At 66.1% G+C, this 16,977-nt stretch carries 17 protein-coding genes and 1 pseudogene; 10 read left to right on the top strand and 8 right to left on the bottom strand.

Going from position 1 to position 16,977, the window contains the following annotated elements; genetic code table 11:
* Positions 1-77: 77 nt before the first annotated feature.
* Positions 78-830 carry a Crp/Fnr family transcriptional regulator gene (locus J2R76_RS37270; RefSeq protein WP_057015183.1) on the top strand — a complete coding sequence of 251 codons (753 nt, stop codon included), beginning with the start codon at positions 78-80 and terminating at the stop codon, positions 828-830.
* 302 nt (positions 831-1,132) lie between these two features.
* On the opposite strand, the gene J2R76_RS37275 is transcribed toward J2R76_RS37270, so the two are convergent.
* Together J2R76_RS37275 and J2R76_RS37280 are read right to left on the bottom strand one after the other, a co-directional pair.
* Complete coding sequence (locus tag J2R76_RS37275; RefSeq protein WP_253625704.1) at positions 1,133-2,665, bottom strand: lysozyme inhibitor LprI family protein; 1,533 nt, start codon at positions 2,663-2,665, stop codon at positions 1,133-1,135.
* A 67-nt stretch (positions 2,666-2,732) separates the two neighbouring features.
* The gene (locus J2R76_RS37280) at positions 2,733-3,281 is read right to left on the bottom strand and encodes a cupin domain-containing protein (protein WP_018273259.1); all 549 of its coding nucleotides are present in this window, start codon (positions 3,279-3,281) and stop codon (positions 2,733-2,735) included.
* 160 nt (positions 3,282-3,441) lie between these two features.
* On the opposite strand from J2R76_RS37280, the gene J2R76_RS37285 reads away from it, so the two are divergent.
* Both J2R76_RS37285 and J2R76_RS37290 read left to right on the top strand, forming a co-directional pair.
* Positions 3,442-4,770 carry an aspartate aminotransferase family protein gene (locus J2R76_RS37285; protein ID WP_035631725.1) on the top strand — a complete coding sequence of 443 codons (1,329 nt, stop codon included), beginning with the start codon at positions 3,442-3,444 and terminating at the stop codon, positions 4,768-4,770.
* Between the two features lie 106 nt (positions 4,771-4,876).
* Positions 4,877-6,142: a D-amino acid dehydrogenase gene (locus J2R76_RS37290; protein WP_253625705.1), complete on the top strand. Its 1,266-nt coding sequence runs from the start codon at positions 4,877-4,879 to the stop codon at positions 6,140-6,142.
* 23 nt (positions 6,143-6,165) lie between these two features.
* Here the strand turns inward: J2R76_RS37290 and J2R76_RS41155 are convergent, their stop codons facing one another.
* The 5 genes and pseudogenes from J2R76_RS41155 to J2R76_RS37300 form a co-directional block, all read right to left on the bottom strand.
* Positions 6,166-6,513, bottom strand: a complete 348-nt coding sequence (locus J2R76_RS41155; protein ID WP_375166554.1) for an efflux RND transporter permease subunit — start codon at positions 6,511-6,513, stop codon at positions 6,166-6,168.
* The gene (locus J2R76_RS41160) at positions 6,458-7,123 is read right to left on the bottom strand and encodes an efflux RND transporter permease subunit (protein WP_375166555.1); all 666 of its coding nucleotides are present in this window, start codon (positions 7,121-7,123) and stop codon (positions 6,458-6,460) included. The genes J2R76_RS41155 and J2R76_RS41160 overlap by 56 nt, the downstream gene beginning before the upstream one ends.
* 118 nt (positions 7,124-7,241) lie before the next feature.
* A pseudogene (locus J2R76_RS41165) lies at positions 7,242-8,320 on the bottom strand (efflux RND transporter permease subunit); the annotation flags it as partial.
* 188 nt (positions 8,321-8,508) lie between these two features.
* On the bottom strand, positions 8,509-9,297 hold the full coding sequence (locus J2R76_RS41170; RefSeq protein ID WP_375166556.1) for an efflux RND transporter permease subunit: 789 nt from the start codon (positions 9,295-9,297) through the stop codon (positions 8,509-8,511).
* A 387-nt stretch (positions 9,298-9,684) separates the two neighbouring features.
* Positions 9,685-9,888: a hypothetical protein gene (locus J2R76_RS37300; RefSeq protein ID WP_016844551.1), complete on the bottom strand. Its 204-nt coding sequence runs from the start codon at positions 9,886-9,888 to the stop codon at positions 9,685-9,687.
* Between the two features lie 146 nt (positions 9,889-10,034).
* Here J2R76_RS37300 and J2R76_RS37305 point away from each other — a divergent pair, with 146 nt between their 5' ends.
* From J2R76_RS37305 to J2R76_RS37320, 4 genes are all read left to right on the top strand, one after another.
* Entirely contained in the window at positions 10,035-10,388 is a 354-nt protein-coding gene (locus J2R76_RS37305; protein WP_168856240.1) for a hypothetical protein, read from the top strand.
* A 373-nt stretch (positions 10,389-10,761) separates the two neighbouring features.
* Positions 10,762-11,205, top strand: a complete 444-nt coding sequence (locus J2R76_RS37310; protein ID WP_253625706.1) for a hypothetical protein — start codon at positions 10,762-10,764, stop codon at positions 11,203-11,205.
* A gap of 36 nt (positions 11,206-11,241) precedes the next feature.
* Positions 11,242-11,430: a hypothetical protein gene (locus J2R76_RS37315; protein ID WP_057015177.1), complete on the top strand. Its 189-nt coding sequence runs from the start codon at positions 11,242-11,244 to the stop codon at positions 11,428-11,430.
* Between the two features lie 52 nt (positions 11,431-11,482).
* A complete protein-coding gene (locus tag J2R76_RS37320; protein ID WP_253625707.1) occupies positions 11,483-12,082 on the top strand; it encodes a hypothetical protein in 600 nt (199 codons plus the stop codon).
* A gap of 119 nt (positions 12,083-12,201) precedes the next feature.
* On the opposite strand, the gene J2R76_RS37325 is transcribed toward J2R76_RS37320, so the two are convergent.
* Positions 12,202-12,834 (bottom strand): TetR/AcrR family transcriptional regulator, encoded by a 633-nt coding sequence (locus J2R76_RS37325; RefSeq protein WP_076824361.1) that lies wholly within the window; start codon positions 12,832-12,834, stop codon positions 12,202-12,204.
* Positions 12,835-12,986: 152 nt separating this feature from the next.
* On the opposite strand from J2R76_RS37325, the gene J2R76_RS37330 reads away from it, so the two are divergent.
* From J2R76_RS37330 to J2R76_RS37340, 3 genes are read left to right on the top strand one after another with little or no spacing between them, the layout of a single operon-like run.
* Positions 12,987-13,484, top strand: coding sequence for a (2Fe-2S)-binding protein (locus J2R76_RS37330; RefSeq protein ID WP_057015174.1), 498 nt, complete (start codon positions 12,987-12,989; stop codon positions 13,482-13,484).
* Positions 13,481-14,527 carry a xanthine dehydrogenase family protein subunit M gene (locus tag J2R76_RS37335; RefSeq protein WP_057015173.1) on the top strand — a complete coding sequence of 349 codons (1,047 nt, stop codon included), beginning with the start codon at positions 13,481-13,483 and terminating at the stop codon, positions 14,525-14,527. The genes J2R76_RS37330 and J2R76_RS37335 overlap by 4 nt, the downstream gene beginning before the upstream one ends.
* A gap of 3 nt (positions 14,528-14,530) precedes the next feature.
* Positions 14,531-16,798 carry a xanthine dehydrogenase family protein molybdopterin-binding subunit gene (locus J2R76_RS37340; RefSeq protein WP_253625708.1) on the top strand — a complete coding sequence of 756 codons (2,268 nt, stop codon included), beginning with the start codon at positions 14,531-14,533 and terminating at the stop codon, positions 16,796-16,798.
* Positions 16,799-16,977 lie beyond the last annotated feature (179 nt).

Raw genomic sequence — 16,977 nt, forward strand, 5'->3', positions numbered from 1 at the left:
CAATGCCGCCGGCGGTTGATCCAGATCAAATCGGGGTTGATAGTGTCAAGCACCCAACCAAGCGGACACCCGAAGCCATGAGCATTGCCGAGCCACTGCAGGATTCGTGTGCAGGCGCGACGCGTTCCGACTGCAGGCACGGCCGCGCCACGAATGGCTGCGAGGACTGCAAGGTCAGGCTGTTCAGCGTCTGCGCTGCGCTGGAGCCGTCCGAGCTCGAGGAGCTCGACCGGATCAGCCAGGCAAAGCAGGTTCCGGCACGAACGACGCTGTTCGAGCAGAGTGCGCTGGCGGGCAGCGTGTTCAATGTCACCGACGGGGTCGTGCGGCTCTACAAATCATTGCCCGACGGCCGCCGCCAGATCGTGGGTTTCGCGCTGCCGGGCGACTTCCTCGGACTTGCGCTGCAGGACCGCTACGGCGTCACCGCGGAGGCGGTCAACGACGTCGCGGTTTGCCGTTTCGTGCGATCGGCGTTCCTCGCCTATGTCGACGGCAAGCCGCATCTGTTGCGCCGCCTGCATGAGTTCGCGGGGCACGAGTTGAGCCTGGCGCAGGACCAGATGTTGCTGCTCGGACGGCGCAGTGCCGAGGAAAAGATCGCCGCATTCTTGCTCCACATGCAGACGCGATACGCCCGGATCGGAAGCGTGTCCGTTACCGTGCCGCTGCCGATGAGCCGGCAGGACATCGCCGACTATCTCGGTCTCACCATCGAGACGGTGAGCCGCACGCTGACCCGCCTTGCGCGCGAGAAGGTGGTGTTGATCGTGCCCGATGGCGTGCGGCTGCTCGACCTCGAACGGCTCAAGCTGAGCGGCGCGAGTTGACGCTTCGGCGTCGGCTTTTTGATCCAGCACAAGGCGATACGCGCGCAGGCGCGCTAGGTCTCTCCATCATATGCAGGAGACGACCCATGCCTCTCGACACCATCCTCGTCATGATCGCGGTCACAGCGATGTTCGCTACCATTGCCGCCGTCATTGCCTGGGGCGACCGGCAGACGCGCGATCTGTGATACTGTCGTGTGATCAGAGCCATTCCGGTCCGATTGAATCGGAACGGGTCTCTGGATCGTTGTCTTGACGCGCTCTCGTCACGCGAACCGATGCCCACTTCGCCTGAAGACGCTCTATCTGATCGAGCCCTTGAAATTATCGATGTCCGGCGAGGGGCGGGCGGGAAACAGCCGCGCGGTCGAGGAATTGTCGAGCCGGCGCTTGCATTTCGCTTCGTCGGCGTCCTTGTTCTCGGTGCCGTCCTTGTTCGAGTAGCGCTTCGTCGCGAACAGATCGTCCTGTCGGTTGACGATCAGCATGGCGCGGTCGCGCTCGAGCGTGTCCGGGTTCTTGCGCTGCTCGTCGGAGCGGAATGTGCCGCCGACGAACTTGCCCGTCATCTCGTAGTCGCAGCCGGCCTTCCAGTCGCCCTGGTCCCACTTCCATCCCGTCGCCTTCACGGCGCCGTTGCTCTCGGTGGTGATCTTGATGATGGCGTTATGGGCGAGCCAGATGCCGGCAAGCCCGCTGCGCTTGTCGTCAAAGCCTTCGAGCAGCGCCAGGCGTTCGCGTTGCAATCCGTCGACGTGATCGCGCGCATCGACAGTGAAGTGAATCTGGGAGCTCTGCTTGTTCCAGGCCGGGTGCAGGAATTCCGGATACTGCTGCGCCTGGCTCTTCACCCAGCTGCGCTGGTCGTCGATCAGCGCGCGCCGCGTCGCCTCTTCGAGGTGCGGCTGCAATGCCTTCCAGGCGCGGTTCAGCCGCCGGTCGTTGTCGGCCAGATCAGGGTCGGCGCAGATTTCCTCGTCGGTCGCCGTCTCCGGCCTGGTGCAGTCGAAGGTCGGGACGACGAAGGCGGTGTCCGCCCGGTCGGATGCCGTATCCTTGCCGGCGGCAAAATAGCTGCCGGTGACCTGCCACATCGACGAGCAGTCGGCGAAGCCGTCCCACTCCTCGTCGTCGATGCTGCCGACGATCCGCAAGGTCTCGCCCTGGCGGCGGAGTTTGAGTGACGGCGGCCTGGCGGGAGCGGCCGCAGCGTCGGCTTTCGGCTTGTCGGCCGCCGTGTCCGTATTGATCACCACGGTGCCGGCGAGCCAGCCACTCCCCGCAGGCTTCAGGTCGGCGGTGAGCTTGCAGCTTCGCCTGCGGTCGCCGCCATAGTCGCCGCGCAGATCGGCGGCGAGGCGATAGGCGCCGCCGTCGGCAGGCGTCAGCGTGATGTTGCCGAAAGCATTGACCCAGTTGCCGGCGATGCCGGAACGGCCGGATGCCATTCCCTCAAGTGCGGCGGCGCGGCGCCGCAGGGCTTGCGCAAAGCTCTCCTTCAATTCGTCCGCGTCGCTATCGGCCATCACCTCGGCGGCGTCGATGATCATCTCGTTGAACCAGGCCTGGTCGCGCTTCAAGAGCGGCTTGACGTTCGCCGGCATCTTGCCGAGCGCCACGTCGAACGCCCTGTCGATCTGCGTCACCAGCCTGTCGGTGCCGGCCTTCCTGCAGTCCGCGGTCTTGATCGTGCTGTCGCCGCTATCGCCGCACAGCCTGATCGCGGTCGGCCCGCTGCTTGATGCCCGCAGATCATCGTCCAACGCAACGGACGGGCCGGATGCAAGGACCGCGATGGCCGCGACGGCGGCCGCAAACCGTGGAGAGCAAGGCATCGACGTCACCCGCACGGCCGCGCCATGCGGCCCCTGCGGCTTGGGTCGCCCGCCGCGCGCGCCGGGTTCAAAATGTCGGCGGCGTGCAGGCCGAGATCACTTCGCACGGCTTGGCGCCGATGCAGCGGAAGCGGTGCGGGCGGCGGCTTTCGAAGTAATAGGCGTCGCCGGCGTTGAGCACCCGCCGCTCGTCGTCGACCGTGACCTCGAGCCGGCCCGAGACCACGATGCCGCCTTCCTCGCCCTCATGCACCAGCGGCACCCGGCCGGTGTCGCTGCCGGGCTCGTAGCGCTCTTTCAGGATTTGCAACGCCCGGCCGAACAGGCTGTCGCCGATTTGCAGATAGGAGATCGGCTTCTTGCCGATCTCGGTCAGCTCGTCGGCGCGATAGAACGCCTTGCGCGGCCGCTCCGGCTCGATCGCGAAGAATTCGGCAAGCCCCATCGGGATCCCGTCGAGGATGCGCTTGAGGGCGCCGACCGACGGGTTCATCTGGTTGGATTCGATCAGCGAAATCGTCGAATTGGTCACGCCGGAGCGCTTGGCGAGCTCGCGCTGCGACAGCTTGTGCCGCGCGCGGATGAATCGAAGCCGACCGCCGATGTCGACGCTCATGGCAGTCCCCTTGGCAAATCTTTGTTGCAGGTGTTGCGGATCGAACAAATCTTGGCAGACCGCCTCAACAAGATCAATGGCTTGCGCTGCGGCAGAAAAGGACTTGTTGAGTGCCTGGAAGAGTGGTCCGACTAGCATCAGTCAGCAATGGAGCGCCGCCGTGACCGTTCATCAGATTCCGAACACCATCAAGACCGACTCGTTTTGGATGCCGTTCACGGCCAACCGGCAGTTCAAGAAGGCGCCGCGGCTGTTCTCCTCCGCCAAGGGCATGTACTACACCTCGGTCGACGGCCGGCAGGTGATCGACGGCTCAGCCGGCCTGTGGTGCGTCAACGCCGGCCACGGCCGCCCGCAGATCGCGGCCGCGGTCGAGCGGCAGTTGTCGACGCTGGATTTCGCGCCCTCGTTCAACATGGGCCACCCGCTGGCATTCGATTTCGCCGAGCGGCTCGCCGAGATCGCCCCGAAGGGGCTGGATCGCGTGTTCTTCACCAATTCGGGCTCTGAATCGGTCGATACCGCGCTGAAGATCGCGCTGGCCTATCATCGTGCCGCCGGCCAGCCGAGCCGCACCCGCTTGATCGGCCGCGAGCGCGGCTATCACGGCGTCGGCTTTGGCGGCATGTCGGTCGGCGGCATGGTCGCCAACCGCCGCCAGTTCGCGACCCATCTGCCCGGCGTCGACCACATCCGTCATACCCACGATCTCGCCCGCAACGCCTTCGCCAAGGATCAGCCGGAGCACGGCGCCGAGCTCGCCGACGATGTCGAGCGGATGGTGGCGCTGCATGGCGCCGACACCATCGCGGCGGTGATCGTCGAGCCGGTGCCGGGTTCGACCGCGGTGCTGCCGGCGCCGAAGGGCTATCTGCAGCGCCTGCGCGAGCTCTGCACCAAGCACGGCATCCTGCTGATCTTCGACGAGGTCATCACCGGCTTCGGCCGCCTCGGCACCCCGTTCGCCGCCAACTTCTACGGCGTGACGCCCGACATGATGACGACCGCGAAGGGTATCACCAACGGCACCGTGCCGTGCGGCGCGGTGTTCACCAGCCGTCAGATCCACGACGGGCTGATGGTCGGCCCGGACAACGCCATGGAGCTGTTCCACGGCTACACCTATTCGGCGCATCCGGTGGCCTGCGCGGCGGGTCTTGCCACGCTCGACATCTACAAGGACGAAGCTCTGCTGACCCGCGGCGCCTCGCTCGCCGACTACTGGCGCGATGCCCTGCATTCGCTGAAGGGCCTACCGAACGTGGTCGACATCCGCAACCAGGGCCTGATGGGTGCGGTCGAAGTCGCGCCGCGCGATGGTGTCGTCGGCGCGCGCGGCTACGACATCATGGTCGATTGCTTCAACCGCGGCCTCTACTTCCGCATGAGCGGCGACTCGCTGGCGTTGTCGCCGCCTTTGATCGTTGAGAAGTCGCACATCGACGACATCGTCTCGATCCTCGGCGACTCCATCAAGCGCGTGGCCTGATAATTGCTAGCTAGATATTAGCTAGCTCTACAAATTGCTGTCGCCGTTGCGAAGCAGAGTGGTTTCGCAGCGGCGATTGCGTTTTCGCTGCAGGATGTGAGGAAAAGTGAAGGTCCTTGTTCTCGGCAGTGGCGTGATCGGCGTCACCTCTGCCTATTACCTTGCACGCGCAGGCCACGAGGTGACGGTGATCGACCGTCAGCCGAAGCCCGCGCTGGAAACCTCCTTTGCCAATGCCGGCGAAGTGTCGCCCGGATACTCATCGCCGTGGGCCGGCCCCGGCGTGCCGGTCAAGGCGGTGAAGTGGCTGTTGATGAAGCACGGCCCGCTGGTGATCCGCCCCAAGCTCGATCCCGTGATGTGGCTCTGGCTCTTGAAGATGCTGCGCAACTGCACGACTGCGCGCTACGCGGTGAACAAGAGCCGGATGATCCCGATCGCGGAATACAGCCGCGACTGCCTGCAGGCGCTGCGCACCGAGATCGGCATCCGCTATGACGAGCGTGCGCGCGGCACGCTGCAGCTGTTTCGCGAGCAGGCCCAGCTCGATCACACCGGCGACGACATCGCGGTGCTGAAGCAGTACGGCGTGCCGTTCGAGGTGCTCGGCCGCGAGGGCTGCATCGCCGCCGAGCCCGCGCTGGCCGGCGTGAAGGAAAAGTTCGCCGGCGGGCTGCGGCTGCCGCATGATGAGACCGGCGACTGCCACATGTTCACGCAGGCCCTGGCGCTGGAAGCCGAGAAGCTCGGCGTTCGCTTCAACTTCAATGTCGGCATCGACGGACTGAATGCGGACGCGACCCGGATCACCGGCGTCGCGACCAGCGCCGGGATGATGACGGCGGACGCCTATGTGCTGGCGCTCGGCAGCTATTCGCCGATCCTGCTGCGGCCGCTCGGCATCTCGCTGCCGGTCTATCCGGTTAAGGGCTACTCGATCACCGTGCCGATCAGGGACGCGTCCGGCGCGCCTGAATCGACCGTGATGGACGAGAGCTACAAGGTCGCGATCACCCGGCTCGGCGATCGCATCCGGGTCGGCGGCACCGCCGAGATCTCGGGCTATTCGACCAAGCTCTACGCCGCGCGGCGCGCGACGCTGGATCATTCGCTGACCGACCTGTTTCCGCGCGGCGGCGACCTTCCCAGGGCCACCTTCTGGTGCGGGCTGCGCCCGATGACGCCGGACGGCCCGCCGGTGATCGGCGCCACGCGCTTTGCCAATCTGCACCTCAACACCGGTCATGGCACGCTCGGCTGGACCATGGCCTGCGGCTCGGGCCGGGTGCTGGCGGACATGCTCTCGGGGAAGAAGCCCGAGATCGACACCAAGGAGCTGTCGATCAAGCGCTACGATGTCAGGTTCGGGTAAGCCCCATTGCCGCACGCGAGCCACTATTCGGCGGCGTTCCTGGTCACGGGCGGTTCGACATCGTCGTCGCGCTTCGTTGCCGTCCAGCTCGACAGCGCATTCGAGAACCGGTCGAGATAGAAATACACGACCGGCGTCGTGAACAGCGTGAGCGCCTGGCTCACGATCAGGCCGCCGACCATCGCATAGCCGAGCGGCTGACGGATTTCCGATCCCGTTCCGGTGCCCAGCATCAGCGGGACGCCGCCGAGCAGCGCCGCCATCGTCGTCATCATGATCGGGCGGAAGCGCAGCAGGGCCGCTTTCCGGATCGATTCACGCGGCGACAGATGCTCCTCGCGTTCGGCGGCGATCGCGAAGTCGACCATCATGATGCCGTTCTTCTTCACGATCCCGGATCAGGAGGATGATGCCGATCAGCGCGATCAGGCTGAAATCGAACCCGAACGCCATCAGGATCGCCAGCGCGCCGACCCCGGCCGATGGCAGCGTGGACAGGATCGTGAGCGGATGGATGTAGCTCTCATAGAGCACGCCGAGGATCAGGTAGACCACGACCAGCGCGGCCAGGAGCAGCAGCGGCACCGAGCTCAGTGACTGCTGGAAGGCCTGCGCGGTGCCCTGGAAACTCGAGCTGAGCGTGGCTGGAGCACCGAGATCGGCGACGGCGTTCTGGATCGCATCGGTGGCCTGGCCGAGCGCCACCCCTTGCGCGAGGTTGAAGCTGATCGTGGTTGCAGGAAACTGTCCCTGGTGCGCGATCGCGAGCGGGCGCACCGGAATAGTGGTCCACTTGCAGAACGCGGAGAGCGGCACCTCGTCCCCCGTGGTCGGCGACTTGATGTAGAGCTTGTTGAGCGTGTCGAGCTTGCCCTGCAATTCGGGGAGGATCTCCAGGATGACGTGATAGCTGTTGAGCTGGGTGAAGTATTGGGTCACCTGGCGCTGGCCGAACGCGTCGTACAGCGTGTCGTCGATCAATTGCGGCTGGATACCGAAGCGCGACGCGGTGTCGCGATCGATGGTCAGCGTCAGCGTCGTTCCCTCGGTCTGCTGGTCGGTGGCGACGTCGCGCAGTTCCCGGCAGCGTCTTCATCCTGGCCAGAATCTTCGGCGCCCATTCGTTCAGCTCGTCGAGCTTTGCATCCTGCAGCGTGTATTCGAACTGCGTCCGCGTGGCGCGGCCGCCCAGCCGGACGTCCTGGGACGCCTGCATGTAGAGACGTGCTCCCTCGACCGCCTCGAGCTTCGGCCGCAGCCGCGCGATGATCTGCTGCGCATTCGCGTCGCGCTCCTCGCGCGGCTTCAGCGTGATGTACATGCGACCCGAATTCAGCGCGGTGCCGCCGCCGCCGATGAACTCGGCCATGCTCTCCACCGCGGGATCGGCCCGAACGATCCTGCTGAGTTCTTCCTGGTGCCGCTCCATGTCGGCGAAAGAGATATCCTGGGCCATCTCCGACACCGCGTTCAGGAAGCCATTGTCCTGTTGCGGGAAGAATCCCTTCGGAATGATCAGGAACAGATAGACCGACAGTGCGACCGTCGCGAAGAAGATGCAGAGCGTGGTCCGGCTCCAGCTCAGCGCCCGATCAAGCCCTCGCTCATAGGCATGCAGCATCCTGTCGAATGCCGCCTCGCTCCATTGGTAGAGCCGGCCGTGCCTCGTCTCGCCATGCGCGCGCAGGAAGCGCGATGCCATCATCGGTGTCAGCGTCAGCGACACCACCAGGGAGACGAAGATCGCCATCGCCAGGGTCACCGCGAATTCGCGGAACAGTCGGCCGATCACGCCACCCATCAGCAGCAGCCCGATCAGCACCGCGATCAACGAGATACTGATGGACAGGATGGTAAACCCGATCTCGCCGGCGCCCTGCAATGCCGCGGCGAGCGGCCGCGCGCCCTGCTCGACGTATCGCGCTTTTCCAGCATCACGATGGCGTCGTCGACCACGAAGCCGACCGCAATCGTCAGGGACATCAGCGAAAGGTTGTCGAGCGTATAGCCGAACACTCACGTCAGCGCGCAGGCGCCGAGCAGCGCGAGCGGTACCGTGACGGCCGGAATCACCGTGGCCCAGAAGCTGCGCAGGAACAGGAAGATTACCATCACGACCAGAACGATGGTGATGAGCAGCGTGATCTGAACGTCCTCGACGGCGGCGCGGATGGTCAATGTCCGGTCGCTGATGATCTTGATCTGATGGCGGGCGGAATCGCGGCGACGAGCCTTGGAAGCTGCTCCGTGATCCTGTCGACCGTTCCGATGACGTTGGCGCCGGGTTGCTTGAAGATGACTAGGAACACGCCGCGTTTGCCGTCCGCCCAGGCGACCCGCTTCATGTCCTCCGACCCGGCGACGGCCTAGCCGATGTCGCGAATCCGCAACGGGCCGCCGTTGCGGTAGGCGATGATCACGTCATTCCAGTCCTTGGCATCCAGCAACTGATCGTTGGCGTAGATCGTGTAGGCACGGCTCGTGCCGTCGATGTTGCCCTTCGGACTGTCGACCGTCGTGATCGCGATCTGGCCGCGGATATCTTCCAGCGAGCGCCCCTTGGCGACCAGCTTGGCGGGATCGATCTGCACGCGGATCGAAGGCTTCTGCTGCCCGCCGATGAACACCTGGGTGACGCCCGAGATCTGACTGATCTGCTGCCCGAGCTGGGCGTCGACCGCGTCGCTCACGGTGATGAGGGGCAGGGTGTCCGAGGTCGCCGACAGCAGCAGGATCGGCGAGTCCGCCGGGTTGACCTTGCGATAGGTCGGCGGCGTCGGCAGGTTCTTGGGCAACTGGCCACCTGCGGCATTGATCGCCGCCTGGATGTCATTGGCGGCGCCGTCGATGCTGCGGTTCAGATCGAACTGAATGGTGACTGCGGTCGACCCGAGCGAACTCGTCGAGGTCATCTGGGCAATGCCCGGAATCTGCGCGAATTGCCGCTCCAGCGGCTGCGCAACCGAGGAGGCCATGGTCTCCGGGCTGGCGCCGGGCAGACTTGCGGAGATCTGGATGGTCGGAAAGTCGACTTGCGGCAGCGGCGCGACCGGCAACAGGGGATAGGCGACCATTCCGGCGAACAGAATGCCGGCCATCAGCAGCGAGGCGCCGATCGGGTAGCGGATAAACCGAGATGAGATGCTCTCGTTCATTTCTGCGATCCAAATGAACGGCAGGCGCATCTTTTCCCGAGTATCGGGAGTCGTCCTCGAAAGCTCGAGCGCGAACGCGCGTTTTCCTCGCCATGGCCAATCGGCAGATCGCGGAGTTTGCCTCCGCGTCTACCTGTTTTTTGCCAGCATAATCATTCCGGGGCATGCCGCGCGAATGGAAACGTCGGATCGCACATTCGACGTTCGTTCAATGGCGGGAATTCGCGCGTCGTTATCGCCGCTTGGGAAGCGTCAAAAAATGTCGCTGGCGCAGAATATGTCGTGGGACGACATATTATTGCGGCGCGCGGTTGGCTCGACGCCACGAGGGGGCGTTATGATTGTTCAGCCGCGGCTTGTCCAATGCAACTTGCTCGTGCAGCGGTCCTAGGCGATGTCGAACTCGTCCTGCATCCTGGTCACGATGTCGCGAAGTTCTTTTTCCTTCGCCTCGTCCAGCGCGGTCTCGCGGGTGCCGCCGAGATCCCAGCTCGGCGTATAGCCCTTGAGCCGGATCAGCTTCAGGCCAGTGACACCGGATCGTCTTTCCAGCTCGGCCGTGATCTCGTGCTGCATTTGAAGCGTCTTCATCGCGCACCTCCGGGAACGCTATTCCGCTCAACAGGACAGCCAGCATCATGTTCCTCGCGAGCCCGCGCCGGATGTGTGTCCCGCCGTGCAGGAACGTGCGCCTTGCGGTCCACGTTGCTTCCGGTCGAACCAGGAAAGGACCTCACATGAAGAAACTGGCAACGATCGGATTGGCTGCGGCCGTGATGCTGTCGACATCGCTCGCCTTCGCGCAGGGTGGCGGCGGCGGTGGGGGCGGCGCCGGTGGCGGATCGGCCGGCGGTGCGAGTGCAGGCGCGGGGACCGGAAGCTCCGGCACAGGAACCGGCACCGGCGGCACCACCGGGATGGGAACCGGCTCGGGAATGAGCAATCCGCCCGGCAGCACGACCGGGAACATGAACAACCCCGGCGCCTCGACGCCGAACTACTGGACCGACCCAAACAACAATTCCGCGACCGGGACCGGGACCTCAAACCTTCCCGGCAACAACAGCGGAACGCGGACCAATCCGCGATGATCGCGAAAGCCTCGCCTCAGCGCGGGGTTTTTCATTACGGTCGCGTTCGGCGACGAAAGAGCCCGGCGCGATGGCCGGGCTGGATCGCGAATATGAACAGATATATATGTACCAGGCTTGGCAATGCGACGATCTAACCGAATGCCAACCTGATCGTCTGTGCACTTTAGCACACTTGCGCGGCCACCGTGCTCAGCGACCGCAGCCATCGCATCCGGCGCGGGCTTATGCGGCTCATATGCCGTAGAGCCCGCGGCGCTCTCGAATTCATATCCCGCCCTGAAGATATTGAGCCCGACGCAGACGCTCTCGCGTGCAGGCCAGACCGTTGAGGTTCGGCCGCGAGCACGGCAGCGAACCGAAAGGTGATGTCATGTCTTCGCTTCAGATTGCTATCGGCGACCGGATCATCGAGCCGATGATCGCGCTTGCCGGCTGCACGACGCAACAGCGCATCGTCGTGGCCGGCACGAGGAGCATGGAATTGATGTTCGAGCTGCAGCGGCGCGGCTACGCGCGCGCGGCGCCGTCGGGCAATTGCGGCCGCCCCGCCGGTCAGTACGACGTTGCGCTGGTCGATTGGCGGCGGCGCACGCTTCGCTCGCTCGAGCCGGCGCTGGACTGGTTGACGAATGTCCTTAGCGCCCGTGCGGTGCTGGTGGTGTGGGTCGATGCCCAGAAGCCCTCGGCCAACCAAAGCCTGCGGGCGTCGCTGGAGCGGCGCGGCTTCGTCTTCGAGCAGGGCATCGTGCATCAGTACGGCTGCGCGCTGTCGGCACGGAGGTCGCAAGCCCATCCGCTGCAGCTTGCGGCCTGACGCGCTGAACGCGGCTTATCGCGAGGGGAAATCACCATGTCCAAGGTGCGACGCGCCGTGATTCGCGAATGGATGTTGCTGGCGCGCGAGAAACGGCAATCCAGCGAGCAGGCGGCCGCCTTTGCAACGGCGTCGCTGCAGCGGCACGACCTGCCGCGCAGCAGCCGTCGAACACCGCATGAAATCATCATGCGGTGGCTGCGGCCACGCACCGGACGTCCTTGAGCGGCGGCCGCCGCCATCGTGGGGCGGGCGGCAATCAACAGCAGAGCGATCGATGCGTGCCCATGAGTTTGAGCTGCCCCCGCATGCGCCTCGCGGCGCGGAGGATCTTGTTGCCGAAATCGCGAGGTCAACGTCCGACGCTGCGGCCCGCAGCGCCGCGGCGCTCGCGCTGGTGTATTGCGACATCATCGCGGGCGAGGGACCCACGGTGGCCGGCCGGGCGCATTTCTCGCGAACGATCGACGCCGCCGACGCCGCGCTATGTGCGCGCATCCTCTGTGCCGCCGGTCGCGCCGGACATTCGGTCAGTCGCGCCGAAGCCGACGCGCTGTTCGCGATCGATGCGGTCGGGAGCGAACGGGTCGATGACGGACGTTTCGACGACCTGCTTGCCAAGGCGGTGCTGCATCATCTGATGGGCGCCGCCGGCACAACCATTCCCGGCCGCGAGCAGGCGCTGGCCCGCGACAATCCGCTGGATGACTGGGGGGCGGCGATCGTGCTGGCTGCGGAACCGCGATCCTGGCTCGCCGGTCATCTTGACTGGATGAAGCCGTCATCCCCCGCCGCGCGCACCATCGATGCGGTGCTTCATGTCAATCCGGCAGGACCCCGGCTGCCGCTCGGCATCCTCTTCAACATGGAGGCCTGAACAAGCATAGCCCGTTGAGCCAACGGGTCGCGTGATGGCCCGCCGATGACAGGCTCCGCGACATCCGGGGCAGTCGGTCCCGCATGTCGCTGCGCGCATGCGGGCTACGATGGGTAAGGTCAGCGCGACGGCTTTGGGTTGGCTTTCTTCGCAGGCTTTGCCGTTGTGCCGACCGGCTGCACCCGCAAGCCGTCCACGAATACGTCCAACAGCCGGAGCGCAGTAGTCTGCCAGCCGGGCTGGTCGTGCATGTAGCACATGCCGATCAGCGCCCGCAGCACGTCCTCGGCGCTGATGTCGCCACGGATCGCACCGGCCGCGACCGCGCGCGCGAGCAGGGTGCCGATCGCCTTGGTCAGGCGGTCGAACGAATAGGCGTGCAGCTCGGTCGAGCCGTGAGCGACCAGCGCCAGTGCTGCGACCATGCCCTTCTTGGTGGCGACGAATTCCACGTTAGCGCGCAGCCAGCGCCGCAGCGCCTCGACCGGCTCGGGCGCGCATTGCAGTTGTTCGGCCAGATCGCCGAGCTGCTCGACCTCGCGGCGGTAGACCGCCTCATAGAGCGCTTCGCGCGTCGGGAAGTGGCGATAGAGCGTGCCGATGCCGACGCCGGCATGGCGCGCCACCGCCTCGAGACTCGCCTCGCTGCCGCCGGCCGAGAACACGGCCTTGGCCGCTTCCAGCACGCGCTCGCGATTGCGCACGGCGTCGGCGCGGGGCTTGCGTGCAATTTCTGGTGATCGAGCGGCCATCGCTTTTTCTTTTCACCCTCCCTTGTAAACGGAGGATGCCTCCGTATATGGCGACCAGCACCGGGCCTGACAAGGCGCGCCGATCCTGCATCGGCGGCCACGGGCTTCCGTTGCCTCGATTCAAACCGACCATACACGGATCGGAGCCCTGCATGAATCTCCCACTCAGCCTCACTATCAACGGTGTCCGCCGGGAAATTGCCCTCGACGACCCCCGCGTAACCCTGCTCGACCTGTTGCGCGAGCGGCTCGACCTCACCGGTACCAAGAAGGGATGCGACCGCGGCCAGTGCGGCGCGTGCACCGTCCTGGTCGACGGCCGCCGCATCAATTCCTGCCTCGCGCTTGCCGTCAGCCATGACGGCGCCGAGATCACAACCATCGAAGGCGTCGCGCGCGGCGACCAGCTGCATCCGGTGCAGGCCGCCTTCATCGCCCATGACGGCTTCCAGTGCGGCTTCTGCACGCCGGGCCAGATCATGAGCGGCATCGGCCTGATCCAGGAAGGCCAGGCCGGCGACGATCCGGAGCGCGTGCGCGAATGTATGAGCGGCAATCTGTGCCGCTGCGGGGCCTATCAAGGAATCACCGAGGCCGTGCTCGAGGCGCAGGCCGACATCAACGCGACCAAGCAGAGGCGCTCCGCATGATGAACTTCGATTATGTCAGGCCGGCCAGCGTCGCGGACGCGATCGCGGCGGCATCCGAGAAGGGCGCGAGCTATCTCGCCTCCGGCACCAATCTGCTCGACCTGATGAAGGGCGGCGTCAGCCGGCCGAGCCTTCTCGTCGACGTCACGCGTCTGCCGGGGCTCGACCGCATCGAGCATCTGGCCGACGGCGGCTTGCGGATCGGCGCGCTGGTGCGCAATGCCGATCTCGCGCATGACGCGGAGTTTGCGCGCGACTATCCGGCGGTCGCCGAGGCGTTGCTGTCGGGCGCGTCGGCCCAGCTGCGCAATGCCGCGACCGTCGGCGGCAACCTGATGCAGCGGACACGCTGCGCCTATTTCTACGACGCCGGCAGCGCCTGCAACCGGCGCTGGCCGGGCGCCGGCTGCGACGCGCTGAAGGGCGAGAACCGCCTGCACGCGGTGCTCGGCTGGAGCGAGGGCTGCATCGCAACCCATCCGTCGGATTTCTGCGTGCCGCTGGTCGCGTTCGACGCCGTCGTCGAGATCGAGGGCAAGACCGGCCGGCGCGAGCTGCCGCTCGAGGCGCTGCACCGTCTGCCGGCCGAGACGCCGGAGCGCGAGACCGCGCTGGAGCGCGGCGACCTGATCGTCGCGCTGCGGCTACCGGCCGAAGCGCAAGGCTTCTCCGGGCATGCCCGCTACATCAAGGTGCGCGAGCGCACGTCCTACGCGTTCGCGGTGGTCTCGACCGCGGCCGGCTTGCGCATCGAGGATGGAAAGATCCGCGAGGCGCGGCTGGCGCTCGGCGGCGTCGCGGCAAAGCCGTGGCGAGCGCGCGAGGCCGAGCAGGTGCTCGCGGGCGCCGCGCCGGATGCGGCGACCTATCGCGAGGCGGCGCGCGCCGCGCTCGCGGGCGCAAAACCGTCCGGCGACAACGCCTTCAAGATCGAGCTCGCGCAGCGCATCGTCGTGCGCGCGCTCACCCTTGCTGCTGCAGGCACGCCGGATCGCATTCCCGCGCTGCCGGGCTCTCCCTTCTCATCCGTTGCAGGAGCGTAACGCATGACGGCTGAACTCAATCTGACCCGCGACCCTGCCCATCTCAGGCACGGCTCGAATATCGGCCAGCCGCTGACCCGCACCGACGGCACGCTGAAGGTGACCGGCAAGGCCCGCTATGCCGCCGACAATCATCCGCCCGGCATGGTCTATGCCGTGATCGCGACCAGCTGCATCGCGCGCGGCCGCGTCACCGCGCTCGACGTCGCCGCCGCCAAGCGCCACCCCGGCGTCATCGACGTGATGACGCCGGCGCACAAGCCGGAGCTCGCCGAAGACCCCGACGCCAAGGGCAATCCGTTCGCCTTCCGCATGGAGCTCTTGCAGAGCGACGAGGTGCGCTACGCCAACCAGGCGATCGCGGTCGTGATCGCCGAGACGCTGGAGGCCGCCACCGAAGGCGCCGCGCTGCTGTCGCCGCGCTATCAGGTCGAGATCGCGCGTGTCGGTCTCGACGCCGGCGAAGCCTACGCGCCGCCGGTGGTCGGCATCGGTAATCCCGCCGAAGTCCGGCACGGCGATATCGATGCTGGCCTTGCCGCTGCGTCGAAGCGGATCGACGCAACTTACGACACGCCCGCGCAGTACCACAACGCGATGGAGCCGCACGCGATCGTCGCGGTGTGGGACGGCGACCGCCTGTTCCTCGACACGCCGAGCCAGGGCATGGCGATGGCGCAGATGCGGATCGGCGGCCTGTTCGGCGTTCCGCCCGGCAACATCCACATCAACAGCCCGTTCCTGGGCGGCGGCTTCGGCTCCAAGGGCCTGGTCTCCGGGCCGCAGGTGCTTGGCATCATGGCGGCGAAGCTTGTCGGGCGTCCGGTTAAGCTGGTGCTGCGGCGGAGCCAGATGTACGGCCCGGTCGGCCATCGTCCGCAGACCCGCCAGCGCATCCGGATCGGCACCGGTGACGACGGCCTGCTGACCGCGCTCGATCACGAGGCGCGCGTCACGACGTCGAGCTTCGACGATTTCTATGAGCCGGCGGCGGACGCCTCGCACACGCTCTATGCCAGCCCGGCGATCCGCACCGCGCATGAGGCGGTGCGCGTCGACACCGGCACGCCGCTGTTCATGCGCGCGCCGGGCGAGGCTACCGGATCGATCGCGCTGGAAAGCGCGATCGACGAGGCGGCGTTCGCCTGCGGCATCGATCCCCTGGAATTCCGGCTGAAGAATTATGCCGAGGTCGAGCCGACCACCGGCAAGCCGTTTTCCTCCAAGGCGCTGCGGCAGTGCTACGCCAAGGCCGCCGAACGTTTCGGCTGGGCGCGGCGTCCGCTGCAGCCGCGGCAGATGCGCGACGAGAACGGCTTTCTGGTCGGCTGGGGCATGGGCACCGCGACCTTCCCGGCGCTGATGTTCCAGGGCAATGCCCGCGCCGTAATCCGCGCCGACGGACGCGGCGTGATGGAGAGCGGCGCGCATGACATGGGGCAGGGCGCCTGGACCGCGCTCACGCAAATCTCGGCCGATGCGCTCGCGCTCGATCTCGAGCAGATCTCGTTCCTGTCGGGCACGTCGGACCTGCCGGATGCCGGCATCGCCGGCGGCTCCGCGCACACCGCAACGGTCGGTGCCGCGATCCACAATGCCGGTGCGGCGGTGATCGCAAAACTCGCCGAGCTTGCGACCTCCGATGAGCGCTCGCCGCTGTTCGGCGCCGGCAATGCCGGCGTGGTGGCGCGGGCTGGGCGGCTCCATCGCCGCGACGATGACGCGCGCAGCGAAAGCTACGCCGAGATCTTGGCGCGCGCTGGCGTTGCCGAGGTCGAGGCCTCCGGCACGGGTGCGGCCGATCCGGCGGCGCAATCGCAATATGCGATGCACGCGCATGGCGCTGTCTTTGCTGAGGTGAAGGTCGATCCGGAGCTCGGCCAGATCCGCGCCACGCGGCTGGTCGGCGCGTTCGCCGCAGGGCGCATCATCAATCCGTTGATGGTGCAGAGCCAGCTGCGCGGCGGCATGATCTGGGGCCTTTCCTTCGCGCTGCACGAGGAGGCGGTGATGGACAAGCGGTCCGGCCGCATCCTGAATGCCAACCTTTCCGAGTATCATGTGCCCGTGAATGCCGACGTGCCGCCGATGGAGGTGATCACGGTCGACGAGCACGATCCCCATGTGAACCCGCTCGGCATCAAGGGCGTCGGCGAGATCGGCATCACCGGCAGCGCCGGCGCCGTTGCCAACGCCGTCTTCCACGCCACCGGCATCCGCGTGCGGAATTTCCCGATCAAGATCGAGGAAGTGGTGATGGGGTTGAAGTGATGCGGCTTGACGTGAGGGCTCCGTAATAACAGGTGTCGTCCCGGCGAAAGCCGGGACCCATAACCACGAATGTGAGTTATGGCAGGACGCTGGGGCCGCTTCCCCTTCGACAATCAAGATTGGTGGTAATGGGTCCCGGCCCCCGTGCGCAATTGCGCACTAGGCCGGGACGACGCTGG

This window comes from Bradyrhizobium sp. USDA 4532, from assembly GCF_024171315.1.
GTDB lineage: Bacteria > Pseudomonadota > Alphaproteobacteria > Rhizobiales > Xanthobacteraceae > Bradyrhizobium > Bradyrhizobium australafricanum.

Excerpts from the sequence above, each read along its gene's own strand:
- J2R76_RS37270 (WP_057015183.1), top strand. The coding sequence starts at position 78 with ATGAGCATTGCCGAGCCACTGCAGGATTCGTGTGCAGGCGCGACGCGT.
- J2R76_RS37275 (WP_253625704.1), bottom strand. The coding sequence starts at position 2,665 with ATGCCTTGCTCTCCACGGTTTGCGGCCGCCGTCGCGGCCATCGCGGTC.
- J2R76_RS37280 (WP_018273259.1), bottom strand. The coding sequence starts at position 3,281 with ATGAGCGTCGACATCGGCGGTCGGCTTCGATTCATCCGCGCGCGGCAC.
- J2R76_RS41155 (WP_375166554.1), bottom strand. The coding sequence starts at position 6,513 with ATGATGGTCGACTTCGCGATCGCCGCCGAACGCGAGGAGCATCTGTCG.
- J2R76_RS41170 (WP_375166556.1), bottom strand. The coding sequence starts at position 9,297 with ATGAACGAGAGCATCTCATCTCGGTTTATCCGCTACCCGATCGGCGCC.
- J2R76_RS37300 (WP_016844551.1), bottom strand. The coding sequence starts at position 9,888 with ATGAAGACGCTTCAAATGCAGCACGAGATCACGGCCGAGCTGGAAAGA.
- J2R76_RS37305 (WP_168856240.1), top strand. The coding sequence starts at position 10,035 with ATGAAGAAACTGGCAACGATCGGATTGGCTGCGGCCGTGATGCTGTCG.
- J2R76_RS37310 (WP_253625706.1), top strand. The coding sequence starts at position 10,762 with ATGTCTTCGCTTCAGATTGCTATCGGCGACCGGATCATCGAGCCGATG.
- J2R76_RS37315 (WP_057015177.1), top strand. The coding sequence starts at position 11,242 with ATGTCCAAGGTGCGACGCGCCGTGATTCGCGAATGGATGTTGCTGGCG.
- J2R76_RS37320 (WP_253625707.1), top strand. The coding sequence starts at position 11,483 with ATGCGTGCCCATGAGTTTGAGCTGCCCCCGCATGCGCCTCGCGGCGCG.
- J2R76_RS37325 (WP_076824361.1), bottom strand. The coding sequence starts at position 12,834 with ATGGCCGCTCGATCACCAGAAATTGCACGCAAGCCCCGCGCCGACGCC.
- J2R76_RS37330 (WP_057015174.1), top strand. The coding sequence starts at position 12,987 with ATGAATCTCCCACTCAGCCTCACTATCAACGGTGTCCGCCGGGAAATT.
- J2R76_RS37335 (WP_057015173.1), top strand. The coding sequence starts at position 13,481 with ATGATGAACTTCGATTATGTCAGGCCGGCCAGCGTCGCGGACGCGATC.
- J2R76_RS37340 (WP_253625708.1), top strand. The coding sequence starts at position 14,531 with ATGACGGCTGAACTCAATCTGACCCGCGACCCTGCCCATCTCAGGCAC.